Annotated in this window: 21 protein-coding genes; 15 read left to right on the top strand and 6 right to left on the bottom strand. The window is 43.6% G+C overall.

Annotated features, from left to right (window positions below; genetic code table 11):
• Positions 1-31: 31 nt before the first annotated feature.
• Positions 32-289 (top strand): hypothetical protein, encoded by a 258-nt coding sequence (locus J4N22_RS18565; protein WP_207497077.1) that lies wholly within the window; start codon positions 32-34, stop codon positions 287-289.
• A 45-nt stretch (positions 290-334) separates the two neighbouring features.
• Here J4N22_RS18565 and J4N22_RS18560 read toward each other — a convergent pair whose 3' ends face one another.
• Positions 335-1,165 carry a rhomboid family protein gene (locus J4N22_RS18560; RefSeq protein ID WP_207497076.1) on the bottom strand — a complete coding sequence of 277 codons (831 nt, stop codon included), beginning with the start codon at positions 1,163-1,165 and terminating at the stop codon, positions 335-337.
• A 171-nt stretch (positions 1,166-1,336) separates the two neighbouring features.
• On the opposite strand from J4N22_RS18560, the gene J4N22_RS18555 reads away from it, so the two are divergent.
• On the top strand, positions 1,337-1,651 hold the full coding sequence (locus tag J4N22_RS18555; RefSeq protein ID WP_207497075.1) for a hypothetical protein: 315 nt from the start codon (positions 1,337-1,339) through the stop codon (positions 1,649-1,651).
• A 24-nt stretch (positions 1,652-1,675) separates the two neighbouring features.
• Here the strand turns inward: J4N22_RS18555 and J4N22_RS18550 are convergent, their stop codons facing one another.
• Positions 1,676-2,776 (bottom strand): mechanosensitive ion channel family protein, encoded by a 1,101-nt coding sequence (locus J4N22_RS18550; RefSeq protein ID WP_207497074.1) that lies wholly within the window; start codon positions 2,774-2,776, stop codon positions 1,676-1,678.
• 129 nt (positions 2,777-2,905) lie between these two features.
• Positions 2,906-4,030, bottom strand: coding sequence for a cyclic dehypoxanthinyl futalosine synthase (gene mqnC / locus J4N22_RS18545; protein WP_207497073.1), 1,125 nt, complete (start codon positions 4,028-4,030; stop codon positions 2,906-2,908).
• A gap of 156 nt (positions 4,031-4,186) precedes the next feature.
• Between mqnC and J4N22_RS18540 the strand changes: the two genes are divergently transcribed.
• The 8 genes from J4N22_RS18540 (at position 4,187) to J4N22_RS18505 (ending at position 13,437) form a co-directional block, all read left to right on the top strand.
• Entirely contained in the window at positions 4,187-5,416 is a 1,230-nt protein-coding gene (locus tag J4N22_RS18540) for an aspartyl protease family protein (protein ID WP_342450943.1), read from the top strand.
• 93 nt (positions 5,417-5,509) lie between these two features.
• A complete protein-coding gene (locus J4N22_RS18535; protein ID WP_207497072.1) occupies positions 5,510-6,928 on the top strand; it encodes an endonuclease in 1,419 nt (472 codons plus the stop codon).
• Positions 6,929-7,081: 153 nt separating this feature from the next.
• On the top strand, positions 7,082-8,320 hold the full coding sequence (locus tag J4N22_RS18530) for a M16 family metallopeptidase (RefSeq protein WP_207497071.1): 1,239 nt from the start codon (positions 7,082-7,084) through the stop codon (positions 8,318-8,320).
• Positions 8,321-8,427: 107 nt separating this feature from the next.
• A complete protein-coding gene (locus J4N22_RS18525) occupies positions 8,428-9,708 on the top strand; it encodes a M16 family metallopeptidase (RefSeq protein ID WP_207497070.1) in 1,281 nt (426 codons plus the stop codon).
• A 253-nt stretch (positions 9,709-9,961) separates the two neighbouring features.
• Positions 9,962-10,318 carry a phage holin family protein gene (locus tag J4N22_RS18520; RefSeq protein ID WP_207497069.1) on the top strand — a complete coding sequence of 119 codons (357 nt, stop codon included), beginning with the start codon at positions 9,962-9,964 and terminating at the stop codon, positions 10,316-10,318.
• Between the two features lie 412 nt (positions 10,319-10,730).
• Entirely contained in the window at positions 10,731-12,710 is a 1,980-nt protein-coding gene (locus J4N22_RS18515) for an alpha-ketoacid dehydrogenase subunit alpha/beta (RefSeq protein ID WP_207497068.1), read from the top strand.
• A gap of 20 nt (positions 12,711-12,730) precedes the next feature.
• On the top strand, positions 12,731-13,039 hold the full coding sequence (locus tag J4N22_RS18510) for a hypothetical protein (protein WP_207497067.1): 309 nt from the start codon (positions 12,731-12,733) through the stop codon (positions 13,037-13,039).
• Positions 13,040-13,083: 44 nt separating this feature from the next.
• Positions 13,084-13,437: an RNA polymerase sigma factor gene (locus J4N22_RS18505; protein WP_207497066.1), complete on the top strand. Its 354-nt coding sequence runs from the start codon at positions 13,084-13,086 to the stop codon at positions 13,435-13,437.
• Positions 13,438-13,442: 5 nt separating this feature from the next.
• On the opposite strand, the gene J4N22_RS18500 is transcribed toward J4N22_RS18505, so the two are convergent.
• The 3 genes from J4N22_RS18500 to J4N22_RS18490 form a co-directional block, all read right to left on the bottom strand.
• Positions 13,443-14,234, bottom strand: coding sequence for an alpha/beta fold hydrolase (locus J4N22_RS18500; protein WP_207497065.1), 792 nt, complete (start codon positions 14,232-14,234; stop codon positions 13,443-13,445).
• A 114-nt stretch (positions 14,235-14,348) separates the two neighbouring features.
• Positions 14,349-15,716 carry a bile acid:sodium symporter family protein gene (locus J4N22_RS18495; protein WP_207497064.1) on the bottom strand — a complete coding sequence of 456 codons (1,368 nt, stop codon included), beginning with the start codon at positions 15,714-15,716 and terminating at the stop codon, positions 14,349-14,351.
• Positions 15,717-15,846: 130 nt separating this feature from the next.
• Positions 15,847-18,468: a lamin tail domain-containing protein gene (locus tag J4N22_RS18490; RefSeq protein WP_207497063.1), complete on the bottom strand. Its 2,622-nt coding sequence runs from the start codon at positions 18,466-18,468 to the stop codon at positions 15,847-15,849.
• A 270-nt stretch (positions 18,469-18,738) separates the two neighbouring features.
• On the opposite strand from J4N22_RS18490, the gene J4N22_RS18485 reads away from it, so the two are divergent.
• From J4N22_RS18485 to J4N22_RS18465, 5 genes are all read left to right on the top strand, one after another.
• Positions 18,739-19,740, top strand: a complete 1,002-nt coding sequence (locus J4N22_RS18485; protein WP_207497062.1) for an aspartate-semialdehyde dehydrogenase — start codon at positions 18,739-18,741, stop codon at positions 19,738-19,740.
• 543 nt (positions 19,741-20,283) lie between these two features.
• The gene (locus tag J4N22_RS18480; protein WP_207497061.1) at positions 20,284-20,841 is read left to right on the top strand and encodes a hypothetical protein; all 558 of its coding nucleotides are present in this window, start codon (positions 20,284-20,286) and stop codon (positions 20,839-20,841) included.
• 13 nt (positions 20,842-20,854) lie between these two features.
• Positions 20,855-22,429 (top strand): flotillin family protein, encoded by a 1,575-nt coding sequence (locus J4N22_RS18475; RefSeq protein WP_207497060.1) that lies wholly within the window; start codon positions 20,855-20,857, stop codon positions 22,427-22,429.
• A gap of 248 nt (positions 22,430-22,677) precedes the next feature.
• Complete coding sequence (locus J4N22_RS18470) at positions 22,678-23,130, top strand: very short patch repair endonuclease (RefSeq protein ID WP_242692298.1); 453 nt, start codon at positions 22,678-22,680, stop codon at positions 23,128-23,130.
• On the top strand, positions 23,127-24,392 hold the full coding sequence (locus J4N22_RS18465; protein ID WP_207497059.1) for a DNA cytosine methyltransferase: 1,266 nt from the start codon (positions 23,127-23,129) through the stop codon (positions 24,390-24,392). Before J4N22_RS18470 ends, J4N22_RS18465 begins: the two co-directional genes overlap by 4 nt.
• Positions 24,393-24,433: the final 41 nt, after the last annotated feature.

Here is a 24,433-nt window from a genome sequence, read left to right as displayed (position 1 = left end):
AATAATTAATTCATTTTTAAAAAACAATATCATGCAAACCGTTCTTAGAAAATCAGCACCGCTGGCTTTCATTTCTAAATTTTTCATGGCTTTAATGGCAATACTTGTTTCTGTTGTAACATTCGCACAAGATGGTGGCGGCGGAGGCGGACAATTAGATGTTAACGTAAATACTAATAGTGGCGGCGGAGGATTTTTTGGTTCTCCTTGGGTATGGGTTGTAGGTATCGCTGTATTTATTTTACTACTTGTAGCACTACTTCGCGGTGGTAGCAGAAGAGAAGTTTAAAATTAGTTGCTAACCTATGTAAGGGGTTGCCACGGCAACCTTTTTTTATGCCTTTTCGGAATATTCTTTCAGTAGCATTTTCTCCTTTGCAGTCAGGCTATTCATGCCTTTTTTGTGGATCTTCTCCAGTATATCATCCAGTGCCTGCTGCTTTTGTTTTTTAGTCAGGTTGTACTTGTCGTCTGCAGTATAAAAACTGTTGCTGCGGTAAAACATATTATCTACCAACAATGCTTCAGGTTTATAAATAATGAACAGGATAAATGCAATAGCTGGTACAGCTACAATTAGGATGGTAACAATATTGGTAGTAATGACTGAAGGGTGTAACGCAATGGCTACAAACATGCCCGTTAGTCCGCCGCCAAGGTGTGCATCGTGGCCTATGTTATCGCGCCTCGACCTGATGCCATAAATAGAAACAGCAACATAGATCAATCCAAACAACCAGCCCGGCATGCTAAATGGCAAAAGAAACAGGCCTACACTCATTCCCGGGATAATGGCAATAGCTGCAAATATTACCCCACAAATGGCCCCTGAGGCACCGGCTGCACTGTAGCTATCGTGGTGCCTGTGAATGAACATACTTAGCAGGTTGCCACCAATGATGGAAGAGAAATAAATAATAAGATAATAAACAGGACCAAGTGCTAATTCTACACTGCTGCTAAAAAAATAAAGAGCTACCATATTGAAAATCAGGTGCATCCAGCTTACGTGTAAAAATGCAGAAGTAATAATGCGTTTATAATCTTTGTAATGTATTACTGGCGCTATTTTAAAGCAATACCTGTCGTAGAACGAATGGTCTTTCAAACCTTTATAAGAAACAAGAACAGTGATAATTAAAATGATCGTGCTTATAGGTATCATACAATTTAAAAAAGGTGTTTTATCGCTTTCAAGATTACGAATTTCTTTTTAACAGCTACTTCCTGAAATAATGTATCTTTTACAAGTCTTAGCTAAAAATCAGGCTGTATACGCGGCCTGGGTTTTGTTTAAGATTTTCTAAATAAACCATAGCTGCATAAACTATACATCATGAAACAGAACCTGGTTGAACAGATCAATGAATGTTTGCACCAAGAGGAGGTTGATTTTGTTCAGGTAGCATCAAGATTTGGTGTTGATGCTTTGCCATCTTTAAAAAAGATAATTTCCACTAATCATAAACTTGCTCCTAAAGCAATTGTTCTCGAAGAAGTGATCCGGCTTTATTTTGCTCAAACAGAGGCAAAAGATAAAATGCAGGCAAAAAAGCAACGCTTTTCTACAGGTATGAGAAGAATTGCTACCAACAGGCCTGATGGTCATATAAAATGCTTTGGCTCCGATATGTTGCGCGGTAAAAAATAAAGCTTTAGCTCCTTTTCCGCTTTATTATTTCAGCAGGTCAACAAGCTCAGCAGGTTGTTTTTCCGGTGAAATTTCTGCTCTTGTTTTAGGCAAGGAGTCGGGATAATTCTTTTGTATGAAAGACACCAGGTTTTCGCGCAAATAACACCTTAGATCAAATGCATTTCCGGCACTGGCGGCACTCACTAATACACGCAGTTCTATGGTGCGATCCGTAGTATTGGTAACTTGTAAAACGCCTACTCTCCTATCCCATAGATGCGATTTATTCACCAGCCTGTCGAACTCCGCTCTTATCATATCTACAGGTGCAGTATAATCGAGGTAAAGGAAAACGGTACCCAGTATCTGTGATGTTGTTCGTGTCCAGTTTTGGAAAGGTTTCTCTATGAAATGGTTGATAGGAACCACCAGCCGGCGCTGGTCCCAAATATTCACTACCACATAAGTCAAAGTAATTTCCTCTATCCTGCCCCATTCATTTTCTACTATCACTACATCATCTATACGTATAGGTTGCGTAAATGCTATTTGCAATCCTGCCAAAAGGTTACCCAATGTTTTCTGTGCAGCCAAACCGATAATGATACCACCCACACCCACACCGGTAAGCAGACCAGCTCCTACCCTGCGCAGGCTTGGGAAGCTTAATAAAATCGCTCCTATTGAAATGATTACGATCATCCCGATAAGAAGTTTCCTGATGAACTGGATCTGTGTTCTTACCCTTCGTTCACGCAGGTTGTCTTCTTTTCGCAGGTCATAAATATTGTAAAAATAATCCTGGACAATATGCACCAAGGCTATCAGTATATAGGCAAAAACGACGATGAGCAGTATACCGTTGATATTATTCAACACTTTCAGCTGCCGTGCATTTAGAACCATTAGCGGCAACACGATATTGAGCGTAAGCAAAGGCAAAAACCACGTAATAGGTGTGCTTAAACGGCTAATGATGCTTCTGAAAAGCGAATAATCCAGGTTTTTGCGAGAGTAAATTCTAAGAATGATTGTAGCTATTCCTTTAAAAATCAATCCTGTAAGAATAGCGGCCAAAGCCAGTACTAAGTTGAGTGCATACGGAGGCAAAGAGTCTATTTGATCTATTAACTGTTTCCACATAGTGATTGCTTGAAATCACCGGTTGCACAAAAAACATTCCTAGCGATGCCATATGCTGGATGAATTAAAAAGAAAAACCTACTGCAGGCGATGCTACAGTAGGTTTAATTATGCTGAAACCAATGATGATCAATAGCTGATCACCTGTTCTTCCATTACTTCTGGTAATTGCCTGAACTCGTATTGCTGGTTGCGCAGCTGTGGTTCGAAACCTGCTTCGCGGATAGCTTGTTGAATGCTTTTGCTGGTAAACCTGTGAGGAGCGCCTGCAGCACTTACTACATTCTCTTCTATCATGATGCTGCCAAAGTCGTTGGCACCTGCATGTAAACAGATTTGTCCAACCTGCTTTCCAACCGTTAGCCAGCTGGCTTGAATGTTCTTTACGTTTGGCAGCATGATACGGCTAAGTGCGATCATCCTTATGTATTCGTCGGCTGTAGTAAGATTGTGTACACCACGTATACGTGCAAGCAGTGTATCTACATCCTGGAAGGTCCACGGGATAAAAGCAACAAAACCTTTAGCGTGCTCTGGCTTTTTTGCCTGCACTTCGCGGATCTTTACCAGGTGCTCAAAACGCTCAGTCACTGTTTCTACATGTCCAAACATCATGGTAGCGCTGGTAGTAATATCCAGCTTATGCGCTTCGTGCATTATGTCGAGCCATTCCTGCGATCCGCATTTGCCTTTGCTTATCAAACGGCGAACACGATCAACCAGTATTTCGGCACCCGGACCAGGCATGCTGTCCATTCCAGCTTCTTTCAAAGCTTTAAGTACTTCGTGGTGCGTGCTTTTTTCCAGCTTGGTAATGTGCGCTACTTCGGGAGGTCCTAAAGTGTGAAGCTTCAGGTTAGGGAACATTTGCTTTAGGTTCCGGAACAGGTCTACATAATACTGCAGGCCAAGATCAGGATGGTGACCACCTTGCAGGAGGAGCTGCTCGCCGCCATACCTAAAGGTTTCTTCAATTTTCTGCCTGTACGTTTCCAGGTCAGTAACATACGCTTCGGGATGACCAGGTATGCGGTAGAAGTTGCAGAACTTACAGTTGGCAATACACACGTTGGTTGTGTTCATATTGCGGTCGATGATCCAGGTAACTTTACCATGCGGCACCTGCTGCTTGCGAAGTTCGTTGGCTACCTGCATCAGGTCGGCAGTGGGAGCATTGTCAAAAAGAAAGACACCTTCTTCTACGCTAAGAAAGCCGAAATTGAGCGCCTTCTGGTATAAATCAGCTAATTGCATGTAATAATTTATAGCTCGCAAAAGTACGACACCACAACTGCATCAGCTATAAGAGTAAGCTAGTTGTTTCTTAAATTATATTAATACATACTGCTGGTAGTGCACATGTAAAGCTGTAATTTGATTGGCTGAATAGCGTACTAAACCCTGAAGTGAGTGACACAACAAAAGCCTGATAGTAGTACCAAGGCTGGTTACCTAAAGATCCTGCTTGTAATCAGCAGCCTGTTGGTATGTACTATAGCCACTCATGCACAGGAGGATTTTATAAAGCCACAGGCGAAACTCCTGGCTTCATTTCCCATAAAACTGTTGAGTGGCGGAGTAATTATTTTGCAGGCTACGCTTTCTGATTTTCCTGACACGCTGAATTTTATATTGGACACCGGCAGCGGTGGAATTTCGCTGGATAGTACCACGGTAGCTTACCTAAAGCTGAAAGTAACTCCGTCGCAAAGAACCATACGCGGGTTGGCCGGCACCAGGACCGTCTCATTTGTACTAAACCAGCGTTTGAACTTCCCGGGGCTGGCGGTGCACCAGCTGGATTTTCACATTAATGACTACGACATACTTACCAGTGTGTATGGGCTAAAGATCGATGGGATAATCGGTTATAGCTTTTTGAGCAGGTATATTGTAAAGGTAGATTATGATAAATACCTGTTGCAGGTTTACTCGCAAGGCAGTATAAGCTACCCGCGGCAGGGCTGGGTGCTTAGGCCGCGGCTAAACAATCTGCCTGTTTTTGGTGCCTCCATTCGAGACGGACGCTCTTCCACTTCCAGTTTTTATTTTGATACCGGTGCGGGTTTGTGTCTTTTACTTTCGGAAGAATACGCTGGCGACAGCCTGCTGACTGGCCGCCGCAAGAAGATCATTGAAACGCAAGGCGAGGGACTGGGAGGAAAAAAAGCTATGCGACTAACGACGGTGAAGGAAATGCGTTTGGGCCCTTATAAGTTCAGGAATGTTCCGGTGCACCTTTTTCACGATGATAATGGCCTGACCAACTACCCTGAATTGGGAGGCCTGGTAGGCAACGACCTGCTAAGGCGTTTTAACCTGGTACTGAATTATGAAAAGAAAGAGATACACCTTTCGCCCAATACACATTTTGAAGAACCTTTTGATTACTCATATACCGGGCTCGGCATTTACCTGGTAGATGGCGAAATAGTGATAGAAGATGTGATAAAAAACTCGCCGGGCGAAAGGGCAGGTTTACAACCCGGAGATGTGATCATTTCGGTTAATAATAATCTGAGCGGAAATATCCAGGTATATAAGAATATTCTGCAACTGGCCAACTCCCGTGCAAGGATGATCATAAGGCGTGGTAACCAGCTGAAAGAAGTGGTTTTGAAGGTGCAATCCATTCTCTAAATGGGCATGATATTTATGAAGATGAATTCTACATCTTTTTAACAGCCATCGGTGGAGGTAAAAATTTACATTTACCGCTTTTTGCTACTATCTATGAAATATTTCTTACTTGCTGCTTATACACTAACCTCTATATTTTCTATAGCACAGGTTCCTGCAGGATATTATCAATCAACTTCAGGATTGTCGTGCAGTGGTTTAAAGACAACGCTCAAATCCATCATTACAAATGGTCATAATCCACGAACTTATGGCGATCTATGGACCCAGTTCCAGGTATCGGATGTAAAGCCTCGTGAAGTAGGAACTGGTTCGGCCATGGTTATCTGGGATGTGTATTCAGATCGGCCGGGTCCAAGTAATGATCCTTATAATTTCACACCCGGCACAGGTACAGGTGGCCAACAGGACCAGGGCTCCGGTGGTACCTCAGAAGGACAATTGTACAATCGCGAACACTCCGTTCCTTTAAGCTGGTTCTCTGGAAGTACCAGTACGCCGGGTCCGGCAACTGATTATCACCATATTTTTCCAACGGATAAATACGTGAATGGATTAAGAGCTAACTATCCATACGGTAAAGTGGCAACGGCTACTCATACTACGCAAAACGGAAGTAAGTTGGGTTCTTCGGCGGTGGCAGGAATTACAGGTCCCGTGTTCGAGCCTATTGATTCTTTCAAAGGAGATCTTGCCAGGGCTTTCCTGTATTTCGTGACCCGGTACGAGGATAACATGGCCAACTATGCAGCTAATTCTGAGGCTGCACAAGCTTTTGAACCTAATACTTATCCCAGCGTAGATATTCCTTACCTGCGTCTTATGATCCAGTGGCACCAGTTAGACCCGGTAAGCCAGAAGGAAATAGACCGTAACAATGCCGCTTATACTTACCAGGGAAACAGGAATCCTTTTGTTGATAGCCCGCAGTTTGTAACGAGGGTTTGGAATAGTAGCTGCCCGGGATTAACTGCATTGCCGGTAGACCTGGTACAGTTTGGTGGAAAACTGCAAGCGGAGAATGTTTTGCTTGAGTGGCTGTCAGAAAACGAATCGGACCTTGCCAGGTACGAGATCGAGAAAAGCATTAATGGAATTACTTACCAAAAGATTGATGAGGTAGTAGCCACCAATAGCCGCCAGTATAGCTATACAGATAAATCTATTACCAATCGTGGGCAGCGCATTTACTATAGGTTGAAAATGGTAGATAAAGACGGTTCGTATAAGTATAGCCAGGTGTTCTCGGTGCACGTGCCGCTAAATAGCAAGCTCATAGTGTATCCAAATCCTGTTTCAAGTTATATGCAACTACAGCTAAATAACAATGTAAATGGCACCGTACTGGTTCGCATAACCGATGCAAGCGGCAAAATGGTACAGCAGCACAACCTGAAAATGAATGGTAACACCATCAGGCTCGATGCAAGCCAGCTGATCAATGGTACGTACATGGTTATCGTGTATCACCACGGTGAACAGTTGTTCCAGAAGATAATGGTAGCTAAATAAGAAGCTAATCAATAGTGTTTATATGACTGCTTCCTAACGGAGGCAGTTTTTATTTAAGAGAAAAAGTTTGCAGGGATGTCTGCCGTACTGGTGGAGGATTTGAATTAGAGCCGTCCTCTAGATTTTACATAATTTGCACCCTCTTTATTATATATGATACAATTCGATCGGTTTGTCCTGGATAATGGTTTAAGAGTGATAGTGCATGAAGACCATAGCACACCTATGGCTGTGGTAAATGTGATGTATGATGTAGGAGCCCGCGATGAAGATCCTGATCGAACAGGGTTTGCGCATTTGTTTGAGCACCTGATGTTTGGTGGTAGCATTAACATAGAAGATTATGATGAGCCATTACAAATGGCAGGTGGAGAGAACAATGCTTACACAACCAACGATCTCACCAATTATTATATTCAGCTTCCTGCCGAAAACCTGGAAACAGCTTTCTGGCTTGAAAGTGACCGCATGTTGAGCCTGGCGTTTAGCGAAAAAAGCCTGGACGTACAGCGCAAAGTGGTGTGCGAAGAATTTAAAGAGCACTACATCAACAAGCCATATGGAGATGTATGGCATAAGCTGCGTGAACTGGCTTATACTACACATCCTTATAAATGGATGACGATTGGTAAAGACTTAAGCCATGTAGAAAATGCACGCCTGGTGGATGTAAAGAATTTCTTCTTTAAGCACTACCGCCCAGTGAATGCCATATTGGTAGTGTCGGGACATGTAAAGCTGGAAGAGGTAAAACGCCTGTCGGAAAAATGGTTTGGTCCTATAGAAATGGGTGAAAAATACAATCGTAACCTGCCGCAGGAGCCAAAACAAACACAGCATAGACTTCTGACGGTAGAGGCCGATGTGCCATTAGATGCTTTCTACAAAGCATGGCATATAGCTTCACGACTTGAGAAAGGATACTATACAGCTGATCTTATTTCTGATGTATTAAGTGGTGGAGGTTCTTCAAGACTATACCAGGCGCTGGTAAAGGAACGCCAGCTTTTTAGCAATATCGACTGTTACCACATGGGCAGCATAGAACCTGGCCTGCTTACCATAGAAGGCAAGCTGGTAAAAGGTGTGAAAATGGAAGAGGCTGAAAAAGCGGTACAGGAAGAAGTAGAAAAGATGCAGGCTGACCTTGTAAGTGAAACGGAACTACAGAAGGTGAAGAACAAGACGGAAAGTGTGATCGCTTTTGAAGACATGACAATCATGAACCGCGCTAATAGCCTTGCTTTCTATGAGCTGCTGGGCGATGCTAACATGATGAACACCGAACTGGAGCGCTACCAGCAGGTAACCGCTGAAGACCTGAAAGAAACTGCTAAAGAAATATTTGATGAAGCCAACAGCAGCACCATGCATTACTTCAGCAAGAGTTAATTGAGAAATATCACCAGGCTTGTGATCAACAATTTGATTTATATACGGAAGATCATAAGTGGAAACAAAACTAAAGGATCTGCGAGGTACCCTTTAACAGCAATAAAATGATAGACAGAACACAAGCTCCCCCTATAAAAGATGCCGTTGATTTTGATCTTCAACTGCAGCAATGTGAACGATTTACCTTGGATAATGGTGTGCAGGTATATGCCATAGATGCCGGTGCACAGGAAGTAACACTGGTAGAGCTGGTGTTCTTTGCAGGAAACTGGTATGAAGAGCAGAACATCGTTGCAGGTACCGCCAATTTCATGTTGAAGAATGGCACCTCATCCCGCACAGCTTTCGAAATCAATGAGCACTTCGAATACTACGGCGCTTACCTGAACCGTAACTGCTACAACGAAACAGCCAATATCACTCTGCATGGTCTTACCAAGCACCTGAATACGGTTTTGCCTGTTGTAGGTGAACTGCTTACAGATTCTATTTTTCCGTCAGAAGAATTAGCCATTTATAAGCAGAACCAAAAGCAGCGGCTAAAAGTGAGCATGAAAAAGGCTGACTTTGTTGCCAACCGTCTTATCGATGAGTACATCTATGGCTTCCATCATCCGTATGGACGCTATACTTCTATGGAAGATTACGAGGCTTTGGAGCGGGAAAGCATTGTTGCTTTTTACGACCAGTACTACCGCCATGGTAGCTGTGTCATATTTGTTGCAGGTAAAATACCAGCCGATATGATGGAGCAGCTTAATAAGGTGCTGGGGCATTTACCACTAAAAGGCACTGCGCCTGCAGCAAAGGAAATACTGCCTACTGCAGCCAGCGAAAAGAAGTACAGGATAATGAACGATGAAAATGGCGTACAAGGCGCGATACGCATTGCCCGCCCGTTTCCTAATCGTCATCACCCTGATTTTATAAAAGTGCAGGTTCTGAACAGCTTGTTTGGAGGTTTCTTTGGCTCGCGACTGATGAGCAACATCCGCGAAGACAAAGGCTATACCTACGGCATCCACAGCTATTTTCAAAATCATGTGCAAACCAGCGCGTGGATGATAAGCACCGAAGCAGGCCGTGATGTGAGCGAAGCAACCATAGCCGAGGTGTACAAAGAGATGCAAGGACTGCGTGAGGAATTGGTTGACGAAGATGAACTTTCGCTAGTACGCAATTACATGATCGGAAGTATACTTGGCGATCTTGACGGTCCTTTCCAGATAATCGCACGCTGGAAAAACTATGTGCTGAACGGGCTGGATGAAAGCTATTTCTATACGTCTATCAACACCATCAAAAACATAAACGCAGAAGAGATAAAAGAGCTGGCAGAAAAATACCTGGTGCCCGAGGAGTTTTATGAGCTGGTGGTTGTTTGATAGGAGAGATCAGAGATCAGTGATTGGAGATCAGTGATTACTGGACAGAAACTTGGAACCAGGAACAAGAAACTAAATAATTTTTTGCGGATGCCTCCTTCGTCGGTATGACAGTAGGAGCAAAACCAGGAACAAGAAACCAGGAACTAAAAACATAAACCCACCACCGCCAAAGGAGATGCCTCCTTCGTCGGCATGACACCGGGAGCAAAACCAGGAAAAGAAACCAGGAACTAACTAAATAACTTCACCTATGCACCGTATTATCATCAAGATCCTGATAACAGCCATAGCTGTATTGATAGCTTCATGGATACTACCTGCAGTTACCGTCAACAGCTCGTGGACGGCCATTGTTGTAGCGTTGGTGCTTGGCTTGCTCAATGCAATCGTTCGCCCCATTCTTATTTTGCTAACCATTCCCATCACCATATTCACGCTGGGGCTATTTCTCCTGGTCATCAACATACTCATCATCATGTGGACGTCCGATCTGGTTCCGGGTTTCAGGGTAGGCAGCTGGTTCAGTGCCCTGCTGTTCAGCTTCATCGTTTCCATTTCCTCTTCTCTTATAGAGGCTTTCTTTGGGTTGAACAGGAAAGAGAAATAGCAAGAGCAGGTATATCTAATAATATTTGGAAGCCGGTATCAATACCGGCTTTGGCATTTCTTGCAGCCTGCTGTTTGATTAATTGCTGTCGTGCCGAGGTACGAGGCATCTCTTCAACTTCCAACCTCCAACCTCCATCTTCCAACTTACTTTAAGGGGATCCCTCTTTCGTCGGGATGACATTCAATGGCTTGTCATGCCGAGGTACGAGGCATCTCCTCCAACCTGCAACAACCAACTTCCAACTTACTTGATGGGAGATCCCTCCTTCGTCGGGATGACATTGCATGCTTAGGCTATCCAGCATCTAGCATCAAGTATCCAGCATGAAACATCCATCCTCCAATCTACCATCAAGTATCCAGCATCAACCATTCCGCTCATTCCCTATCTTAGCCGTAATTACTTCCATATGCAATTTCACCGTAAGGACCTCACCAACGACCAGCTGATATTTACCTACCGCAACCTGCTTCTGCCCCGGATGATCGAAGAAAAGATGCTGGTGCTCCTGCGGCAGGGAAAGATCAGCAAGTGGTTCAGTGGTATTGGACAGGAAGCCATTTCTGTTGGTGCAGCACTCGCTTTACAGCACGATGAATGGATGATGCCGCTGCACCGGAACCTCGGTGTTTTTACAACCCGTAAAATGCCTTTGCACAAGCTCTTCATGCAGTGGCAGGGCAACAAAGAAGGCTACAGCAAAGGCCGCGAACGCAGCTTCCATTTTGGCTCTAAAGAACATCATATCTGCGGTATGATCTCGCATCTTGGTCCGCAACTGGCCATAGCAGATGGTGTAGCGCTGGCTTACAAGCTTAAAAAAGAAAATAAGGTTTCCCTTGCTTTTACCGGCGATGGTGGTACAAGCGAAGGAGATTTTCATGAAGCGCTGAATGTAGCTGCAGTATGGGACCTGCCGGTAATTTTTATTATTGAAAACAATGGTTATGGCCTAAGCACACCGGTTAATGAACAATATCGCTGCGAAAGACTGGTAGACAGGGCCAAAGGTTATGGTATGGATGGAGTACGTATAGACGGTAACAATGTGCTGGAAGTGTACGACACCATCAATGGTATTCGTGAGTATTGCATCAGGGAGCAGAAGCCTTACCTGATAGAGTGTATGACCTTCAGGATGCGTGGACACGAAGAAGCCAGCGGGGTAAAATATGTTCCCTCGCACCTGTTCGAGGAGTGGAGCAAGAACGACCCGATCAAAAACTTCCAACACTTTCTTCTGGAGTCTTCGGTGCTTACACAGCAACAGATAGAAGACAACCAGGCGGAGTTCAAGGCATACATAGAATCAGAACTACAACTCGCTTTCGAGGCGGCAGATATACAACCAAATACAGAAGAAGAGCTGTCCGATGTTTACGCGCCTTACACTTCATCCACAAGCACCCAACCTGCGGCATCTGGCCGCAACCTCCGGTTTATAGATGCCATAAAAGAAGGGCTGCACCAGTCGATGCAAAAGCATGAAAACCTGGTGCTGATGGGGCAGGATATAGCGGAATATGGTGGTGCATTCAAAATTACAGAAGGCTTTTTGCAGGAGTTTGGTAAAGAACGAGTTCGCAACACACCGCTGTGCGAAAGTGCCATTGTAGGCAGTGCACTGGGATTGAGCCTGGAAGGCTATAAGAGCATGATGGAAATGCAATTTGCCGATTTCGTTTCTGTTGGCTTCAACCAGATCGTAAATAACCTGGCAAAGATCCACTACCGATGGGGCCAGAATGCCGATGTGGTAATACGTATGCCTACAGGTGGCGGTGTAGGTGCGGGTCCTTTCCACAGCCAGAGCAACGAAGCCTGGTTTGTACATACACCGGGGCTAAAGGTGGTGTATCCATCAACTCCAGCCGATGCAAAAGGATTGCTGATAGCTGCTATCAACGATCCAAATCCGGTTATGTTTTTTGAACACAAGGCGCTATACCGAAGCGTAAGCGGCGATGTGCCTGCAGAATATTATGAAGTAGAAATAGGTAAAGCACGGAAAGTGCAGGAGGGAGACGATATTTCCATAATAACTTATGGAAGCGGCGTACATTGGGCACAGGAATATGCGGGGCAGAATGCAGGTATTTCTATAAACATTTTGGACCTGCGTACGTTACTTCCTTTAGATTACACTGCTATAAAAGAAGCGGTAAGTAGAACGGGAAAGGTGCTACTGCTTCACGAGGATACACTAACAGGAGGCATTGGTGGTGAGCTAAGTGCATGGATCACAGAAAACTGTTTTGAAATGCTGGACGCACCGGTGCTCAGGTGTGCATCTCTCGACACTCCCATTCCTTTCAATATGGAGTTGGAGAAAAATTTTATGGCTAAAAGCAGGCTGCATGAATACATTCAAAAGCTGCTGAATTATTAAATTGAACAAAAGAAATAACCATGGATAATATAGACATATACTGCCCTAAATGCCAGTGGGAGCCTGCAGAAGACTCAGAATGGATGTGCGAGTGTGGCCATGTATGGAACACCTTTGACACCGGCGGCCGCTGTCCATCATGTAAAAAAGTTTGGGATCATACGCAATGTATAGGTCCTGAAGGTGGCTGCGACCAGTGGAGTCCGCACCTTGATTGGTACCATGGGCTGGAAGAGATCGTGCGAAAACTAAAAGAAGAAATTTTAGAGGATTGGGGAGTAGAAGTACTCGTTCCTGCAGAAGTAGGAGAGCGATACCTGGATAAATAAACCTGCAGCAGCTGGCATAATAATTTGTGTGGATAGATTCCTGTATGAACCAAACAAACACCATCTCCATTCCACAGCGGGTACAGAACCTGGTAGTGCCTCATCAGCGTGCTACCGATGCTGCCCTTGCAAGGGAAATAGCACGTAAGAGTAGTACCGCCATCAACAGGTTGTACGACATGTATTCGCAGCCACTTTACGGGTTCATTGTACAGGTTCCTTTTGGCGAAGCTACCAGTGCAGATATACTTGAAACCTGTTTCATCAACATCGTGCAGCGAATAAATGAATACGACAGTAACAAAGAGAGCCTTTTTACCTGGTGTTATAAAATAACCCGCAAAGAGATCAGCAAGCGGAAAGTAGACTTGCTCCTACGCCAGTTATTCTCTTGTTGATCACGCTAATTTTCTTGTAAGTATTGCTGTATCAGCTCCACCGTTTCACCAGGGGCAGATAAATGTGCATAATGACCAACCGCCTTCATCACTACCAATGTGCTGTTTTGCAAATTCTCCTTTAGATAATGCCCCACACGCTCAGGCACCACTATGTCATTGGTTCCTTGCAGGATGAGTGTGGGCGTAGTATGCTTATGTAGCTGGTCCCGCAGATCAATATTAAATGCTTGCTCTGCAAATTTGTAAGCTACCATGTTATCTGTGTTGCAAAAGCTGGCTCGAAGTTCCTCGCTTAATGCTGCAGCATTATCTCCGCTCACCACCTGTGGCATAAACATCTTTGCCCAGTTGTTCATGTTTTCTTTCATTACCGCCAGCACTTCCTGTATCTCGTGTTTGTCAAAGCCGCCTACATAGTCTTTGTCGTTGATATAGCGTGGAGAGGGCGCTACCATTATCATTTTGCTAAACACGCCTCGAGATTTAATTGATGCCAGCATTCCTATCATACTGCTGATGGAGTGTCCAACATAGATTACCTCCTGTAGCTGTAGAGCCTCTATAATCTCCAATACATCATTTGCATGATCTTGTATGCTTTCATAGTTTGATTGACTGCTGCTTCCACCATTGCCCAGGTAATCGAAGAGAATGATCTTGTAGTCTTTTTCAAAAGCAGGATAGATATAGCGCCACATGATCTGGGTACAGCCAAGGCCGTGGGCAAACATCATAGGTTGCTTTCCTTCCCCGGTTATTGTAACGTTATAGCGTTCTAGTACACTTGTTTTCATAAGCAGATGCGTTGGGTGGTTGGAGATCCGACTAAATAGAAGATCCAATATTACCGGCTGAAAATAGCCAATAATAATTTGAAGCAGGAAAAATGAAAAGTTCTTTCAGCAGCCTTACTTGGGTTGCTTCTCCCCTTCATCGGCAGTCTCGTCTTCTACAGGCTTTTGCTGCCAATAATTAGCCAGCATTGATCCTGAAATATTCATCCATGTACCAAAAAGATTTGCAGGAAGCGCCGCCACATGACTATGCAGTACATCAATGGCCAAACCTGTAGCCATTCCGCCATTCTGCATACCTACTTCTATGGCTATTGTTCTTCTTTCTGCTTCACTTATTATCAGTCTATCATTGCTTGCAAAACCTGATAGCTTCCGCATTTTTCTATACAGCAGCCCGATCCAAAGTGGAAAGCTATAGCCTAATGTATAACCAACAGCATTATGAATGATAGCTGCGATGAGCAACGATATACCTACAGCCGTAAAAACCTCATGTGTCTGCGCAATGATGATGGTGATAATGATACAAATTCCAGCCATAGAAATAAGAGGCAGAACTGCATCCATCCAATCGCCTTGCTTATGCAGCACGTTATTCATTACCAGCTTAATGATTATGATAAGCGCGATAAGGAAGCTGCCCATCATGATACCATTGGCAAGCGGACCGAACAATAGATTGTTCTTTAGCGCAAGTACTGCCAGTACAACTGCCGCCGCAGCCAGCCCAAGTAATACAAAAACTTCTTGCATCCACTTTCTTTTGCTGTACAGTAGCTCATGAGCTACCAGCCCCGCAAGCAGCGGCACAATGATCATGTTCAAAATGGAGAACATCATTTTGATGGGATCAATAGGTACAAAAGCACCTGCAAAAACTTTCATCAGGTAAGGTGTTGCAAAAGGAGCAACCAATGTAGAGAAGAAGGTCATGGTGACTGATAACGCTACATTTCCTTTAGCCAAAAATGTCATCAGGTTGGAGGCTACACCTCCCGAGCAGGAACCGATTAAAATGATCCCCGCAGCAATTTCTCCTTCAAATCCAAACAGGTTAGCAAGTATATAACCTACGACAGGCATGATAGAAAACTGTAGTATCAATCCTACCAGCACTGGCAAGGGTGAACGTGCAATTCGTGCAAAATCAGCAGGGCTCAACGTGGTGCCCATTCCAAACATGATAAGCTGCATTAGCGGCACAATGAGCAGCGAAAGGCTAAAGCCATTCCATGCAATGAATGCTTGTGGAAATATCATAGCAATGCTTGCACAAAGAATAACCGTAGCAGTAAAAGCATATTTGCGAATAGCTACAAAACATAGAAGGCCGGTATATAATGCACAAACCAAAGCAATTAGTGCTGGCTTTGAAGAAATGGTTCCGGAAAGGCTGGTAATATATAAGACTACAGATAAGAGAACAAGCAATGACGAAAACCATACAAATGCCCGCACAGGTTTAGAAGTTCTATTCATAGGAATTACCAGTAAAAATACTACTCAGAAGAAAACAATAAAGAGGTCAGTTATGGTCGAGTTGTTCCTCGCAAGTTTTGTCTTTGTGAAACTTTGGATGATCGTCTAGTTCAATGATGTAACTACTGCGTTAGAACCTTGCAGCTACCACCACTGTGTTCTTGAAGGAACGTTTCTTTCCATCTATATTGAACACCTCTGTATACACCACGTAAGCACCTATTGGTACACGTGCCTGCTTATCATTCAATCCATCCCACCGGAAGCTGCCATTCAATCCCAGTGTAGCATTTTTTGCCAATAAACGCACCGGTCTGCCTGCAGCATCAAAAATGGTGATGTTAGCCACATATCCAGGATCAGTAAGTCGATAGTTGATCACTGTGAAATCTTCGTATCCATCATTGTCAGGTGAAAATGTTTTAGGTGTTATTGTTACTTCACCTTGAAGTGTTACATCAGCACGGTACTGCGAGTTCTGGTACGATGGCGTTCCAAAACCCGAGGTAGAAGCCGCACTATGCCAGTTGTTCTGGTCCTGCGTAGGCCTGTTGAAATCGATCCTTTCTAGCGCAACGCCTTTTTCATTATCCAGCAGCCTGTAGTGCCATTGATTGCTGTAGGCGAGTTCATCTACTATGATGCCTTGTGCATTCATCAGCACCACGTAACCCCTGTCGTTGGGATAGCTTGGAAAAGAAGCAACGTCAACAAAGTTCTGCGGGTTCAAAGCATTGAATTGTTGTTTTACCATTTCGCCACTTGGCGATAAAACAAAGTACTCACCAGGAAACAGCAGCAGGTTATCTGTAGACACTTGTCGTGGTGTACCCAAAGCTAAAGTAGAGCCAGCGCGGTTGTTGATGTAAAGGTCTTTCAGGTCATACACATTGTTGGTGCGGTTGTATATCTCTACGTAATCCACGCCATTTGTTGGTGGATTGAACAGCACCTCGTTGATCACAATGCTAAAGCTGTCTATAGGACTAGGCAGTCCAACTCTTGCTGTATTGAAAGAAGAAATGGTATTGCCGCTACAATCAGCTACATTATTAGCGGTGATAGTATATACCCTGCCCGTTTGTAAAGGTGTTGCCAATCGCAGTTGCACACGGTTGAATGCAGGCGCAATGGTTAATGCAGAAACAGGTGTTCCTACACCATCGCTTATGGTATAATTAGAAGCAGTAGCAGCACGAGCACTATCTACAGGTTCGCTGAAAGTAAGTACCACCGTAAGATTATCTGTGGCTGCAGCACGCACTAACGATGGAGATGTTTGATCAGGGTTAGCCGCATCAATTGAATTTTTTGCACCCGGTGTGCCGCCTCTTGGGTCTACACTTGCACGCCAGTTGTTTCCGCCATTGCACGGGTTGCGGGTGTCAATCATTTCCAGCGTCCATCCGCCTTCTTTTTTTACCGCGTTCTGGTACCATGTGTCAGAATAACTAACGGTGTGTATGGTTGCTCCTTCACGAGATATAAGCGATACTGTTCCAGCCTCGTTGGGTAATGCAGGAAATGATGAAACTCCCAAAACTCTTCCATAAGCCGCAAAGGCTGCTACCTGTGTGGACGATGTGATGACAACAAAACTATCAGCAGGTAATACATAAGAAGCCATAGCGCCACTTGTAGCACTGGCTGTTGTTATCCGCCAGCCTTGCAGGTTGATGGCTCTTCCGCTGGTGTTCTTTAGTTCTACCCACTCCGTATTAGGTAGCGATACAACAGGCGATGGATCAGGCATCAATTCATCTATCACTATATCGAACTGCTTAGGTATGTAAAAACTAAAGCTGGCAGTGCCGTTGCTGATGGCATTGCCCGATAGATCCTGCACATTGTTTATTGTAAGAGTATGTACTGGTCCTGAAGGAAAATTGTTAGCAAACGTTAGCCGCACCAAAGAAGTATTAGCTGCATCGCGTACTGCTGTTGTGGGCGATCCTATACCATTATTGGCAGAATAATTAGCTGCTACTTGTGAGGTGGTAAGATCAACGGGTTCATTGAAAAGAACATCAATGGTATTGGGTGAAACAGCCGTGGCAGAAACAATAGCCGGCGGTGTTACATCAGGCACGTAAGCCTTTACCTCAAAGTCATCAAAAAAATGTTTTTGAAAAAAGCTGGCGGTGCTTTGCCTTACCAGTATTCCAAAAAAAGAAGAAGTAGTATATGTAGCATCTGTAACTGTTCCTTCTGAAACATAGGTAGTACCTGTACCGGAAAGATCACGTAGCAAACTCCACTGGTTATTGGCTGTTCTGATCACCCGTATTTTCATCATGCTGGCAGAACTGTTCAATATGCCATTTGCACCATCAATGATCTTTGTTATCGTTCCTCCTGCATCTTTCCTGTACAATGCTATCTCATCATCGGTATTTCCTATTCGTACAAAATAACCTACGGTACTATTGCTGGCAAGATCACTTGCAGAGGCGGTAAGGTATACATCAATAGAGTTTGGTCCCGAAGGATTGAATTCGATCCTGGTGAACCAATCCCATTGCGCAGCAGTTGCCAATGTATTGGCAGTGCTTAAGTAATAGGTACTGTTTGCAACGGTATTGTTACTCTGAAGTTGCATGGAAGAATTCACCATCCAGTCGTTGGTATTGCCCACCCAGGTAGGATTGCTGGTAAAATCTCCATCGCTGAAGTTGTCAGTAAACTGCGCTTTCAAAGAATTATGAAATAGGATAAGAATAGCAACCAGTGCCGCAGTCGAAACATTTTTCATTGTAAACTATTAATGTACTGTAGGATACACTTGCATTTCCATTGCAGGCAATGCAGTTCATTATACTCCTAAAATACATTGTTGATATCAATATCTATATTTTTTGTTCAGATGCAGCAAATGCCTATTTTCGTTGCCATGTTACAAATCATCAATAAGTGCAAGAAACAGTTTCCTGGGTAAGGAAGGTGATTGCATGTATATACAATATTGAGCCTTCCCTAACACGGAAGGCTTTTTTTATAACCATAACTGAATAAACAAAACAATATGAAAGTTGCAGTAGTGGGCGCTACAGGCCTTGTAGGTACCAAAATGTTACAGGTACTTACAGAAAGAAATTTCCCGGTAACAGAATTAATACCTGTTGCTTCTGAAAGATCAGTGGGTATAGAAATAGAATTTAAAGGTGAAAAATACAAGGTTGTTTCCGCTGCCGATGCTATTGCTGCCAAACCAGACGTAGCCTTATTTTCTGCAGGCGGAAGTACCTCACTTGAGTGGGCGCCAAAATTTGCCGAAGCAGGAATAACTGTAATTGATAATTCCAGTGCATGGCGTATGGACCCAACCAAAAAATTAGTGGTACCCGAAGTAAATGCTGATGTACTAACAGAAGACGATAAAATAATTGCAAATCCTAATTGCTCTACCATACAAATGGTAGTGGCACTGCAACCACTGCATAAGCAATACAAAATAAAAAGAGTGGTAGTAAGCACTTACCAAAGTGTAACCGGTACGGGCGTAAAAGCTGTACAGCAGCTACATAATGAGCGTAAAGGTGTAGAAGGAGAAATGGCTTATAAATATCCTATTGACCTGAACGTAATTCCGCAGATAGATGTTTTCATGGATAATGGTTATACCAAAGAAGAAATGAAAATGGTGAACGAAACAAAAAAGATCATGCAGGATGATACAATTCGTGTTACCGCTACTACCGTTCGCATACCTGTCATTGGTGGCCATAGCGAAAGCGTGAATGTAGAATTTGAAAATGATTTTGAACTGGAAGAGGTAAAGCAATTGCTTGCATCATCGCCGGGAATAATTGTAGAAGATAATACTGCAGACCAGCATTATCCAATGCCTTTATCTGCACACGAAAAAGATGAAGTATTTGTAGGAAGATTGCGCAGAGATGAAACACAGCCTAATACCTTAAACATGTGGATTGTGAGCGATAACCTGCGTAAAGGTGCAGCAACAAATGCTGTACAAATAGCAGAGTATTTAATGGAAAAAGGAATTCTGAAAAACCAGGAATAAACAAAAGGATTCCTACTTGATTAAAGATGTTGAGCATCAAGCGTTAGATGTTAGGTGTTAGAAAAAGCGATGCTGGATGTTGAAGCAGGATGCTGGATCTTTAAACCAGGGAGACCAATAATTGGGCAGCGCCCAACTCCGTTTGTAGAAAATGAACATGTACGAAACGTCTTGGGCGTAGCCCAAGCCTAAAAAATCCAATTTAATATTGGGTTTGGCTACATCATTAAATAAGTAAGAAGTTTTACAACTTAATAAAGGTCCCCAACTGGCGGACCTTTATTATTTTATAATGGTCGTGCCGGAGCAGAAAATGTTTTTTTAGAGGAGCAGCAAATGTGGCCGGACAAATTCTTTTAGCCTCTTTTGCTGCTCTTTATTTGGAATGCTTATACATGGCGGGTTATTCATTTTGTAAAAGACATTCTTGCTTGTAACGGCTTTAATGCTCCATGGCAGATTAGTTTTTCCTATATTTTCACAACCCTAAACCAAACAAACATGCTTTCAAATTTTATTTCCTGGTTGCTTGAAATGCAATCAATGGAAATGATGCTCTGGATCATCGCGTTATTGTTTTCAACCATTTTAGTTATCCTGTCAATTCTGTCACTACTGGGTGGTGCATTCGATTTTTTTGACGACGGCTACGATGGAGGTGATATAGACGGCGGTGATGTATCATTTCAATTCTTTTCTATCAGGAACCTGGTAGTATTCTTTACCATTTTCGGTTGGAGTGGCCTGGCTACAAAGCAAGCCGGTGGTAGCGACATAGCCGCTATAGCAGTGGGCCTGTTGTCAGGTGTTACTATGGTTGCTATTCTTTACCTGCTTCTTAAGAATGTATATAAGCTCAGGCAGAGCGGTACACTGCAGGTGGAGAATGCCATTAACCAGGTAGGCGAAGTATACCTGCGTATTCCTTCGCAGCGCGGTGGACGTGGCAAAGTGCACGTAGTAGTGCAGGGCCGCCTGGTAGAAATAGAAGCCGTAACGGATGATGAAACAGATATCGCTACCGGCAAAACGGTACAGGTAGTAAATAAGTTGAACAGCAATGTGCTGGTAGTAACTTCTAAAACCAATTCTTTACAATAAAAACTAACAAACAATGCCAGAAACAATTCTCATTTTAATTGCAGTAGTAATTGCTGTATTATTTCTTGTAGTGATGGCGCTTGCCAGGCGCTACAAACGTTGTCCTTCCGATAAGATACTTGTGGTATTCGGAAAAGTAGGTAAGGGAACTGAAGGTAACCTTACCGCTAAGTGTATACATGGTGGTGCGGCTTTCATCATGCCGTTGTTCCAGGATTATTCCTTCCTCGATCTTACTCCTATGAGTATAGAAGTAAACCTGACAAAGGCGCTGAGCAAGCAAAACATTCGTGTGGATGTGCCTTCTAAATTCACTGTTGGTATTTCTACCGAGCCTGGTGTAATGGAGAATGCAGCTGAACGCCTGTTGGGCCTGAAAGCGCAGGATATTCATAACCTGGCCAACGACATCATCTTAGGTCAGATGCGCCTGGTGGTTGCTATGATGGATATTGAAGAGATCAACAACAACCGCGATAAGTTTTTGAGCAATGTGGCTAGTAACGTAGAAGCAGAGCTTAAGAAGATCGGTTTGAAACTGATCAACGTAAACATCACCGACATCAAAGATGAAAGTGGTTATATAGAGGCGCTTGGTAAAGAGGCTGCTGCTAAGGCCATCAACGAGGCTAAGAAGAGCGTAGCAGAACAAGACCTGGTGGGTGAAGTAGGTAGAGCCAATGCAGAGCGCAGCCGCGACATCAGCATCCAGGAAACACAGCGCGACAGGGATGTGCAGATAGCCGAAACGCAGCGCGATCGTGATACACGTATAGCCATGGCTGTAAAAGACAGGGAAGTACTGTTGGCCGCAGCCAAGCGCGACGAGCAGATAGGTAAAGTAGAAGCTGAAAGAGATACGCGTATCAAAACTGCATCGGCAAATGCTGTAGCGGTAGAAGGTGAGAACGTATCGCGGATACAAATTGCCAACTCTGAGGCCGACAGGAGAGAAAGAGAAGCAGAAGCCCTAAAGCGTGCCATGTCTGCAGAAAAAGTGCAGTCAGCCAAGGCCATGGAAGAAGCCTACAATGCAGAGCGCAAAACTGAAGAGGCCCGTGCCGAAAAAGAAAGAGCATCGCAGACAGCCAACATTGTAGTAAGTGCTGAAATAGAAAAGCAAAAGGCAATACTGGAGGCACAAGCCGAAGCAGAAAAGATCCGCGAAAAAGCAAAAGGTGAAGCAGATGCTATCTACTCAAAACTGGAAGCGGAAGCACGTGGTATGTACGAGATACTTACCAAGCAGGCCGAAGGTTTGGATCGCATAGTGAAAGCTGCAGGCAACAATCCAAAAGATGCCGTGCTGCTGTTGATAAGCGACAAACTTCCTGAGTTGGTGAAGATGCAGACCGAGGCTATCAAGAACATCAAGATAGACAAGGTAACGGTTTGGGAGAATGGCGGAGCCGGCGACGGTAAAAGTTCTACCGCCAACTTCATTAGCGGGTTGTACAAATCAGTACCACCGCTAAAAGACATCTTCGAAATGGCGGGTATGGACCTGCCTGATTATTTAGGCAAAGCAAAGCTTGATAAAGCAAATCCACCACTAGAGGTAATTGAAACACCCACCATTTTATCGTAAAGGAAAGGAGCAGGCAACTGCTCCTTTTGTTTTTTGTATGGGTGGGTGCTGCGTGAATAGGTGTTGGATCTCGCCACCAATCATCCATCACATGGTTACCACGCCGCCGCTTACTTGGGAAGGAATTATTATGGGACCAGCCCTATAATATTATTTGGCCGCGATTGCGCCTGCCCCGACCGAAGCATTGGCGAAGGCGGGGTCGCAACTTGTACGGTGTTAAAGGTGCTGGCAGAGACTTTGGCGAGATGATTGAACTGGAGCTTTGGTATATGGCAGATGTGCATGATAAAGCAACACGCAGTAAAAATATGGCTGCAATCAGGGGCAAGGATACAAAGCCCGAGATGCTGGTGCGTCGCTTTCTGCACAAGCACGGCTTCCGTTACCGGCTTCATGTCAAGGATCTGCCGGGTAAGCCTGATATTGTTTTGCCGAAGTATAAAACGGTAGTTGACATACATGGGTGTTATTTTCATCGGCATCCAGGCTGCAGGTATTGCACGACTCCATCACAAGAATCTAGTACAAATTGGAAAAAGAAGTTTTCGGATACCGTCAGAAGAGACAAGAGAAACAAAAAAGCTCTTCAAGATGCTGGATGGAAAGTACTCACAGTCTGGGAGTGTGAGACAAAAGCAGGGAAACTTCAAAAAACTCTTGCTAAATTGCCTGGCAAAATTGTATCTTCCAGGAAATGAACTTCATAGACTTATTTGCAGGTGCCGGTGGATTATCCGAGGGCTTCATCCGGGCAGGATTTACCCCTATTGCACACGTTGAAATGGATAAAGCTGCTTGCTATTCCTTAAGAACCAGAACTGCCTACCATTACTTGAAGGCAAACAATCAGTACAGCATCTATGTATCCTATTTAAGGGGAGAGATAAGTCGAGAAAAATTGTATAAAGAAATCCCTGATGAAGTAAAGTCTTCAATAATTAATCTGCCAGTTGGGCCTGAGCATAATGAGACCATTCATAAAACAATAAAGAGCCTCCTCGGCAAGCAAAAAGTAGATTTAATTATAGGTGGACCTCCATGTCAGGCTTACTCACTGGCTGGTAGATCCAGATCTGCAACAAAGATGGAGGGTGATCCTCGAAACTATTTATTTGTAGAATACGCCAACTATCTAGCTTTTTATAAACCTAAAATGTTTGTATTTGAAAATGTTCTTGGGTTGAAGTCAGCCAAAAGAGGATTTTATCTTGAACAGATGGAGAAGCTGTTTTTAGATCGAGGTTATAAGATGAAACTGTTTACTGTTGAAGCAAACAATTTTGGTGTATTACAAAGAAGAAGGAGAGTAATTATTATTGGATGGAAGAAAGATTTAAATCTTGAGATACCAAATCTCGAAGAAGTAAAACACCAAACCAAATCCACCGTAGCTGATGTATTAGTTGATTTACCAGTTTTATTGGCAGGAGCTGGAATAGATAAATATCAGGCTTACGCAGGTGATACAAATCAATATTTAATAAACAATTGCATCAGAAATGGCATAGACGTACTGACCCAACATATCTCCCGTCCACATAACCAACAAGACAAAAAAATATATCGTATCGCTATAAAGAAGTGGAAAAGGAGCGGGGAGAGATTAAATTATAATGATCTACCTGATGAACTTAAAACCCATAACAATAGGACTTCTTTTTTTGATCGTTTCAAAGTAGTTGCCGATGACCTGCCTTATTCACAGACAGTTGTTGCCCATATAGCGAAAGACGGTCATTATTATATTCATCCTGATATCAAGCAAATCCGTTCATTGACAGTTAGAGAAGCAGCCAGGCTTCAATCGTTCCCGGATGATTATTATTTTGAAGGAGTGAAGCCAAGTGATATTAAAAGAAAACTATCTTTTAATAGAACTGCCGCATTCAAGCAGATAGGAAACGCAGTGCCGCCATTAATGGCTTATGCAATTGCGAAATCAATAATGAAGATTTTGTAGGTTAACTGTAGTAGTTAATTAATGAAGTTGTACATTCAACT

Source organism: Aridibaculum aurantiacum (assembly GCF_017355875.1).
GTDB classification, from domain to species: domain Bacteria; phylum Bacteroidota; class Bacteroidia; order Chitinophagales; family Chitinophagaceae; genus Segetibacter; species Segetibacter aurantiacus.
This window is presented reverse-complemented; position numbering and strand designations above follow the sequence as displayed.

Bases quoted from the DNA above. Each gene is read 5' to 3' on its own strand.
- J4N22_RS18565 (WP_207497077.1), top strand. From the start codon at position 32: ATGCAAACCGTTCTTAGAAAATCAGCACCGCTGGCTTTCATTTCTAAA.
- J4N22_RS18560 (WP_207497076.1), bottom strand. From the start codon at position 1,165: ATGATACCTATAAGCACGATCATTTTAATTATCACTGTTCTTGTTTCT.
- J4N22_RS18555 (WP_207497075.1), top strand. From the start codon at position 1,337: ATGAAACAGAACCTGGTTGAACAGATCAATGAATGTTTGCACCAAGAG.
- J4N22_RS18550 (WP_207497074.1), bottom strand. From the start codon at position 2,776: ATGTGGAAACAGTTAATAGATCAAATAGACTCTTTGCCTCCGTATGCA.
- mqnC (WP_207497073.1), bottom strand. From the start codon at position 4,030: ATGCAATTAGCTGATTTATACCAGAAGGCGCTCAATTTCGGCTTTCTT.
- J4N22_RS18535 (WP_207497072.1), top strand. From the start codon at position 5,510: ATGAAATATTTCTTACTTGCTGCTTATACACTAACCTCTATATTTTCT.
- J4N22_RS18530 (WP_207497071.1), top strand. From the start codon at position 7,082: ATGATACAATTCGATCGGTTTGTCCTGGATAATGGTTTAAGAGTGATA.
- J4N22_RS18525 (WP_207497070.1), top strand. From the start codon at position 8,428: ATGATAGACAGAACACAAGCTCCCCCTATAAAAGATGCCGTTGATTTT.
- J4N22_RS18520 (WP_207497069.1), top strand. From the start codon at position 9,962: ATGCACCGTATTATCATCAAGATCCTGATAACAGCCATAGCTGTATTG.
- J4N22_RS18515 (WP_207497068.1), top strand. From the start codon at position 10,731: ATGCAATTTCACCGTAAGGACCTCACCAACGACCAGCTGATATTTACC.
- J4N22_RS18510 (WP_207497067.1), top strand. From the start codon at position 12,731: ATGGATAATATAGACATATACTGCCCTAAATGCCAGTGGGAGCCTGCA.
- J4N22_RS18505 (WP_207497066.1), top strand. From the start codon at position 13,084: ATGAACCAAACAAACACCATCTCCATTCCACAGCGGGTACAGAACCTG.
- J4N22_RS18500 (WP_207497065.1), bottom strand. From the start codon at position 14,234: ATGAAAACAAGTGTACTAGAACGCTATAACGTTACAATAACCGGGGAA.
- J4N22_RS18495 (WP_207497064.1), bottom strand. From the start codon at position 15,716: ATGAATAGAACTTCTAAACCTGTGCGGGCATTTGTATGGTTTTCGTCA.
- J4N22_RS18490 (WP_207497063.1), bottom strand. From the start codon at position 18,468: ATGAAAAATGTTTCGACTGCGGCACTGGTTGCTATTCTTATCCTATTT.
- J4N22_RS18485 (WP_207497062.1), top strand. From the start codon at position 18,739: ATGAAAGTTGCAGTAGTGGGCGCTACAGGCCTTGTAGGTACCAAAATG.
- J4N22_RS18480 (WP_207497061.1), top strand. From the start codon at position 20,284: ATGGAAATGATGCTCTGGATCATCGCGTTATTGTTTTCAACCATTTTA.
- J4N22_RS18475 (WP_207497060.1), top strand. From the start codon at position 20,855: ATGCCAGAAACAATTCTCATTTTAATTGCAGTAGTAATTGCTGTATTA.
- J4N22_RS18470 (WP_242692298.1), top strand. From the start codon at position 22,678: ATGATTGAACTGGAGCTTTGGTATATGGCAGATGTGCATGATAAAGCA.
- J4N22_RS18465 (WP_207497059.1), top strand. From the start codon at position 23,127: ATGAACTTCATAGACTTATTTGCAGGTGCCGGTGGATTATCCGAGGGC.